We start from the raw sequence: 6,610 nt of genomic DNA on the forward strand, positions 1-6,610 counted from the left end.
CTGACGTATCACCCCGTTGTACCTTGATGCGGCGTCGACGTCCTGGCGGGGCGGGGCGAGATCCCTGTCGCTGGTGACGGTGGCCTTGTCGGGGCGCGATACCACGGCCGGCCGTCGTGTCGGTCGGGTCGTCGTGTCAGTCGGTCGCCTTGGCGGCGGCCTCGATCTGGTTGGTGACCGCGCCCGCGTCGGTGACCATGGACAGGTGAGGCGCGTTGATCTCGATCGTGTGCGCCTTGGCCCTCCTGGACATGGCGACCTGCTGAGCGGCGGGGATGACGGCGTCCTGCTTGCCTACCACCGACCACGAGGGGATGGTGAGCCAGGCCGGCTCCTTGGACTCCTCGACCAGCGCGTTGAAGGCCAGCGGACGCTGCCGGGAGGCAAGCACCGCCACGTCCTTGGCGGAAATGCTCTTGTCGGCGAACGCCTTGCCGAAGATCGACGGCTTCACGTAGAGGTTGACGTTGTGCGGGTCGTCACCGGGGATCGCGACCTGGTCGAAGACGGTGGACGCTTCGGCGGCGAAGATCGAGCCCGGCACGGCCGAGGTCAGCGACAGCACGGTGTCGTGCTGGTCCGGGATGTACGCGTCGACGTAGACCAGGGCCTTGACCTGCTCGTCGCCCCGGGCGGCGTTCGTGATGACCATGCCGCCGTACGAGTGCCCGACGAGGACGATCGGTCCGGTGATGGTGTCCAGGTACGCGCGCAGGTTGGCGGCGTCGTTCTCCACGCCGGACAGCAGATTCGGCGGCGTGACCACCCGGTAGCCGTCGTGCTGGAGCTTGGCCGCCACCTTGTCCCAGCTCGACCCGTCCGCCCACGCCCCGTGCACGAGCACGACTGTCGGCTTGGCTGTTGCGGGCCGCGTGTGGAGGGTGTGACTCGTCGAGGCCTGGGCGGTGCCGAAACCGGCACCACCCAGTGTGAGCGCACCGATGACCACGCCCACGGAGATGAGGCGCCGCCGGGAAAACAATTTCACAGTGTTTCCTTTCACTGACTTACTTCACTTCGCACAGAAGTCGAGCAGGGCGGCGTTGACCTGATCGCTGTGGGTCCAGGCAATGGCGTGCGGCCCGCCCTCGATGACGAGCAGGCGCGAATCCGCGATGAAGGCGGACAGCCGCTGGCCGGTGACCCCGATGGGTAGGACCCGGTCCTGGTCGCCCTGAATCACGAGTACCGGCACGTCAATCTTGGGCAGGTCGGCGCGGAAGTCGGTGAGCCACGTCGGGATGCAGGCCACGACGGCGACGGGAGATCCGGCCACTGCCACGTTCACACTCGCCTGGAACGCCTCGTCGCTGACCAGCGAACCGCCGTAGACGTCAAAGTTGTAGAAGTTCTCCAGGAACTGCTTGAGCCACCCGTTCCGGTCCGCCCGCGCGGCCTGGATGAACCCGTCGAACAACGACTGCGGTGCGCCTTCGGGGTTGTCGTCCGTCCGCAGGAGAAACGGCGGGATCGGCGACATCAGCACTACCTTCGCGACCCGCTCGGTGCCGTGACGACCCAGGTACCGGGCAACGTCGCCGGTTCCCATCGAGTGACCCACGAGGATCGCATCGCGTACGTCCAGTTTCGTGAGCAGCGCGTTCACGTCGTCGGCGAACGTGTCGACGTTGTATCCACCGTCGGGCTGGCTGGAATTGCCCCAACCCCGCCGGTCGTACGTGATGACCCGGTAACCGGCCGCGAGCAGTGCCGAGACCTGCTTTTCCCAGGCCTGCCCACTCAGCGGATAACCGTGGCTGAGTACCACCGGCCTACCAGCACCGTGATCCTCGTAATAGATCTCGATCGGATCGGCTCCCTCTGAGCCAACTGTGACATGGGGCATGCGCACTCCTTGGGCTTGCGTTCCGCGTTGGAACCATGCCGAAGGTACGGAGATGGCACCGTTTCGCGAATCACCCGAACCACGTAGTCCCGTTGTCGGCGAACGACTCGACGGACAACGAGAAGTGGGCGATGCGGGGGAGCCGGGGCAGACCGCAGGCTGGGCCGAAAAGCGAAGCCGCTGCCCTTCCATCCCTAGGATGTCAATCGTGACGACGCCCGACCGCAGGCCCCCGGACGCGCCGCGGTCCCACTGCGAGTTCAAGGTCTTCGGCGGTCTCGGCTGCCGGCGGGACGGCTCGGACGTCGATCTTGGCCCGGTGCGCCAGCGGATCATCCTGGCCAAGCTCCTTGCCGCGGGCGGTGACGCGGTCAGCCTCGACGCCATCATCGACGGCGTATGGGAGGACCAACCGCCGCCCAGCGCCGCCAACCAGGTCCACCGGCACGTCGGGCACATCCGGCGGATCTTCGAACCGGACCTGGACGTCCGCGAAACCGGTCGCTACCTCCTACCGGCCGGTACGGGCTACCGGCTGGTCCTCGCGACCGAGGACTCCGATCTGGCCATGTATCGCGAGTTGGTTCGGCGGGCCCGCGAGGCACTCGCCGGCGGCGACGTCATGGCCGGCGTCCGGGCGTACCTGACCGCTCTGGAGCTTGGCCGCAGCCCTGCGTTCACCGACCTTCCGGCCAGTGCGTCGAGTTCACCGGAGTTCGTCGCCATCGAACGGGAGCGCGTCGCGGTGGCGCTCGCCGCCGGCGAGGCGGCGATCGCCAACGGCATGGCCGACACCGTGTTGACCCCACTGTTGAGCGTGGCCGCCGCGGTGCCCCTGGACGAGGCGCTACAGGCGTGCCTGATGCGCGCGTACCTGGCCACCGGTCACCGGGCGGAAGGGGTGCGGGTCTTCGAGCGGACCCGTCAACGTCTCGCCGAGGAGTTGGGGGTCGACCCGGGGCCGGAGCTGCGTGAGGCGTACCGGGAACTGCTCGCCAGCGGCTGGACCCTCCAGGAGGAACTGCGCCCGCCCGAGGCTCTCCGGCCCGCGCAGCTGCCGCCGCAGGTCGCGGGCTTCGTCCGCCGGAACGACGTGGCCGCCGTGCTCGACGACCAACTGTCCGACGCGTTCGGCGACGCGGCCATCGTGATCACCGTGCTCGGCGGCATGGGCGGCATCGGCAAGACCGCGCTCGCCGTGCACTGGGCCCACCAGATCGCCAGCGAGTTCCCCGATGGCCAGTTGTTCCTGAACCTGAGGGGTCTCGATCCGGACGGACGCGTCATGTCACCGGAGGAGGCACTCGCCACGTTGCTCGCGTCCCTGGGCGAGCCGGCGGTCTCGTCACCGCAGGAGACCGTCGACGCGCAGGCAGCCCGTTACCGCAGCCGCCTCTTCGGTCGTCGACTCCTGATCCTCCTGGACAACGCGCGCGACTCCGCTCAGGTCCGCCCCCTGCTGCCGGCCACCCGGGGTTGTCTGGTCATCGTGACGAGCCGCAACCGGATGACGAGCCTGGTAACCCGGGAGGGCGCGCGTTACCTGCACGTTGATCGGCTGACCGGGGCCGAGTCCCGTCAGCTTCTGATCAACCGCCTCGGGGCCCGTCGCGTCACAGCGAACCCGGAGGCCCTGGAGAGGGTCATCGCGCTCTGCGCCGGGCTGCCGCTCGCACTGGCGATCGTCGCGGCCCGCGTGGCCCTCAATCTGGCCCTGCCATTGAGCGCGGCCGTCGACGACGTCTCCGCGCCGTCCGCCAGGCTCGACGCGTTGTCCAGCGTGGACTCCACCGACGATGTCCGATCGGTGTTCTCGTGGTCGTACCAGGCCCTCGACCCCGCGACGGCGCAGGCCTTCCGTGCCCTCGCCGTCCACCCGGGGCCAGGGATCCCGCTGGAGTCGGCGGCCAGTGTCGCCGGAGTCGGTCGCGCGCAGGCGCGCGCACTGCTCATGGAACTGGTGACCGCGAATCTGCTCGACGAGTCGCAGGCCGGGCGGTATGTGCTGCACGACCTGTTGCGGGCCTACGCGGGTGAACTCCTCGACGAGGATCAGGAACGACCCGAGTACGAGCGGCGCCTCATCACGCATTACCTGCACTCGGCCCGCGCCGCGTACGCGACACACCACCGGCAGCCGGTCGGCGACGTCAGCGAACCGCCGTCCGAGGTGACACCTGAGTCGTTCGACAGCGTGCCACAGGCAGCCGCCTGGTACGCGCGGGAGCGCGCCGCGCTGTGGGCGACCATCGACCTGGCCCTCGCGCACGGCCTGGGGCGTGACGCGGCGGCCATGGTCCTCGCCGCCTCGGCGCCGGGCAGCAACTCCATACCCCCGGGCCGGACACAGACCGTACTCGCGATCCTCGATCTGGTCAGCGTGCTCGGTGAGCCGCTGGTGGAGGCCGAACTCCTTCGTACCGTCGGTGAGGTCTTCGCCCCGCTGCCGCAGGCCGACGAACACCTGCGTCGAGCCCTGTCCATCTTCGAAGGCGCCGGAGAGCTTGCCGGGCAGGCCGACGTCCTGCGAAACCTCGCCGTGCTGTCGTTGTCGCGTGGCGACCACGACGCCGCGAACGGGTACGGCGAACGCTCGGTCGGTCTTGCCCGGCAGACGGGGCACCAGGAACTGCTCGCCGTCTCGCTGCTGACACTCACGAGAGCGCTCCTGGGGTCCGACCGGTTCGAGACCGGCACACGGCTCGCTGAGGAAGGGCTGGCCATTGCCGTCGCGCAGCACCTCGATCACCTGAAGATCTACTACGCGCAGCTCATCGCCGAGTCCTCCTGGAAACTCGGCCGCCTCGAACAAGCGGTGAAGGTGTCGGAGTGGGGATTGACGGAAGGCATCTGTGAGTCGGACGGGCCCCGGTGTGCCGTCGCGGCGATCCTCGCGCGGGCCGCGTTCGATCTGGGCGACCTGGTGCGCGCGGAACGCGGGTGCCAGCAGTTCGAGAACCTGATCGCCGACAACGGCTTCCGGGAACTCATCGAGTTCGCCGGCATGGAGCAGGCCGAGACATACCGGACAATGGTCGCGTATGTCCGGGCCCGCCTGAGCTTGATGAGGGGCGCGTCCTGAGCGGATAGGGCGAGCACTCAGTCTGCACTCGTCGTGCACCGCGGTGCGATCGGATCGTCGTCGAGACCCCGAACCCTCGCCCGAGGAGCACCATGCACCGCGTCGTAACCGAGCCTGCCCGAGCCCTTCCCGATGCGGTACTGACCCCGCGGCAGGAACAGATCGCCCTACTGGTGGCGGCCGGCTCCACAAACGTCGAGGTCGCGGCGAACCTGGTCATCAGCACCCACACCGTCAAACATCACCTGCGCGGAGTGTTCCACCGGCTCGGCGTCGCATCACGCCGCGAACTGCGCAGCAGGCTGGCCGGTGACGATACGACAAACCACTTCACCCAGAGCCGCTGCCTGACCAGCCAGGAGCGGGACATCGCACGGAGGGTATCGGGCGGTGCCTCCAACCGCGAGGTGGCGGCACAGATGTTCATCAGCCCGAGCACCGTGGACTATCACCTACGCAAGATCTTCCGCAAGCTCGGCATCGCCTCGCGCCGCGAACTGGCGAGACGGGGCGCACATGTCGCGCTCCGATCGGATGGCGCACCGCCGGCCGTGGTGAGGCCGCTGCGGTTCGAGGCGTAACGAGGTGTTCGTCTGGCCGACGACTCGGCTTGACGTCCCAGACAAAACCATATACATCAATATCCCTATGATGGGACATCACCCACACCACTGCCATCTTGACCACGGATCCGACGACGACGCGCCGTACGGCCAGGTTGATCTCCCCGCAGGCTTCGGCCGACGGGCGCTTCTGGCCGGTGCTGGCGGCACGCTGATGCTGGCCGCGCTGCCGACCGCCGCCAGAGCGGCCAATACGACGATGGCCGGCGCTCCGACCGCGGCGGCCGGCGCCAGCCGGTCATCCCGAATCACCCAGGGCACGACGTTGGTCCACACGGACATGCACAACCACACTGTCATGTCCGACGGTGACGGCAGCGCCGAAGCCGCATTCGCGTCGATGCGCGAGGCCGGTCTGGACGTCGCGGCCCTGACCGATCACGCCACTCTCTTCGCCATCGACGGGCTCAGCTCGTCCGAGTGGCGGACCACCGGCGACCTGGCCAACGCCGCCAACGACCCGGGTCAGTTCACCGCTGTCCGCGGGTTCGAGTGGTCGCACCCGTTGCAGGGGCACATCAACGTCTGGAACACCTCCGACTTCGCCGACCTGTTGCGGGCCAGCAGCCCCGGCAGCCTGTACAACTGGCTCACCGGCCGACCCGGGGGTCTGGCGAGCTTCAACCACCCCGGTCGGGAGGCGGGCCGGTTCAACAACTTCTCCTTCAACGCCTCGGCCCGCGATCAACTCGTGGGGCTGGAGATGTTCAACCGGACCGACGACTTTCTCTTCGAGGGCTGGTCGTCGGGTGCGACGTCGCCGCTGGTGGCCTGCCTGAACGCCGGTTGGCGGCCGGCTCTGACCGGCGTCACCGACGAGCACGGCACCAGTTGGGGCTTCCACGAGGGTAAGGGCCGCAGCGGACTGTGGGTCGCCGAGAACACCCGCGCCGCGGTGTTCGAGGCGATGGCCGCCCGCCGTTCCTTCGCCACACGCGTCTCGGGTCTACGGGTGGACGCCACCGCCGCCGGCTACGAGGTCACCTTCATTCGCAACCTGACCGACATCGACGACAAGATCCTGGTCAAGGCCGGCGAGCAGGGTCGTCCGTTCTGGTC

The 6,610-nt window shown here is 68.4% G+C and carries 5 protein-coding genes; 3 read left to right on the top strand and 2 right to left on the bottom strand.

The features are described from left to right. Positions 1-136: 136 nt before the first annotated feature. Together ABZ749_RS26140 and ABZ749_RS26145 are read right to left on the bottom strand one after the other, a co-directional pair. Positions 137-988 carry an alpha/beta hydrolase gene (locus ABZ749_RS26140; protein ID WP_357232387.1) on the bottom strand — a complete coding sequence of 284 codons (852 nt, stop codon included), beginning with the start codon at positions 986-988 and terminating at the stop codon, positions 137-139. 24 nt (positions 989-1,012) lie between these two features. Next, positions 1,013-1,846 (bottom strand): alpha/beta hydrolase, encoded by an 834-nt coding sequence (locus ABZ749_RS26145; RefSeq protein WP_357232390.1) that lies wholly within the window; start codon positions 1,844-1,846, stop codon positions 1,013-1,015. Positions 1,847-2,054: 208 nt separating this feature from the next. Here ABZ749_RS26145 and ABZ749_RS26150 point away from each other — a divergent pair, with 208 nt between their 5' ends. From ABZ749_RS26150 to ABZ749_RS26160, 3 genes are all read left to right on the top strand, one after another. Beyond that, complete coding sequence (locus tag ABZ749_RS26150; protein ID WP_357232393.1) at positions 2,055-4,928, top strand: BTAD domain-containing putative transcriptional regulator; 2,874 nt, start codon at positions 2,055-2,057, stop codon at positions 4,926-4,928. Positions 4,929-5,020: 92 nt separating this feature from the next. Next, complete coding sequence (locus ABZ749_RS26155) at positions 5,021-5,509, top strand: helix-turn-helix transcriptional regulator (RefSeq protein WP_357232396.1); 489 nt, start codon at positions 5,021-5,023, stop codon at positions 5,507-5,509. Between the two features lie 70 nt (positions 5,510-5,579). Continuing rightward, positions 5,580-6,610, top strand: a 1,031-nt coding sequence (locus ABZ749_RS26160) for a CehA/McbA family metallohydrolase (RefSeq protein WP_357232399.1), incomplete at its 3' end; no start/stop codon positions are given.

It is taken from the genome of Micromonospora sp. NPDC047753, assembly GCF_040642735.1.
Lineage (GTDB): Bacteria > Actinomycetota > Actinomycetes > Mycobacteriales > Micromonosporaceae > Micromonospora.